Below are 652 nucleotides of genomic sequence, written 5' to 3'. Positions count from 1 at the left end.
GCGGTGTTCCTGGTAGCGGGTGGAGACCCAGCCGACCGACCAGCCGCACAGCTCGGCAGCCGTACGGACGGGAAGCCCGGCGTCGAACGCGGCCCGGACCGTGGCCCGCGCGCGGGCCTCGTCCTGCTTCTCCACGGCGGGGCCGGCGGCCAGCAGCGCCTGGCGTTCACGCTCGGCCTGCTGCTGTTCACGCTCGCGCTCGCGGCGCTCACGGGCTTCCCGCTCCCGGGCTTCCAGCTCGCGCCGTTGGGTGGCCTCGCGTTCGAGGCGTTCACGCTCGGCCTGCTGCTGTTCACGCATCTGTTCACGGCGTTCACGGGCCTCACGCTCAGCCCGCTCCCGAGCCTCCGCCCGCTCACGCTCCTCCCGCCGTGCGGCTTCCTCTCGGGCGGTCTGTTCACGGGCGATCAGCGCTTCGTGCTCGCGCTGTTCACGGGCCAACTGGGCCGTATGCTCGCGCTCCTCACGGGCCCGCCGCTCCTGTGCCTCGCGGCGCTCGTTGGCGGCTTGCTCGCGCTCTGCCCGCTCGGCCTTGAGCTCGGCTTCACGGGCGCTCTGGGCGGAGGTGATGGCGCGCCGGTAGGCGAGTCCGGTCTCTGCGGTGACGATCAGAAGGAGCGGTGCGACCGCGTGGACAGCGGCCCCGACCAGG

At 73.3% G+C, this 652-nt stretch carries 1 protein-coding gene; it reads right to left on the bottom strand.

All coding sequences use genetic code 11. The features are described 5' to 3' along the window. On the bottom strand, positions 1-652 hold a 652-nt coding region (locus tag V9U70_RS00105), incomplete at both ends, for a DUF2637 domain-containing protein (RefSeq protein WP_336672319.1).

Origin of the sequence: Streptomyces pratensis (assembly GCF_037137275.1) — a bacterium.
GTDB lineage: Bacteria > Actinomycetota > Actinomycetes > Streptomycetales > Streptomycetaceae > Streptomyces > Streptomyces pratensis_B.
The sequence above is the reverse complement of the archived record's forward strand: the minus strand, read 5'-3'. Positions and strand labels throughout refer to the sequence as shown.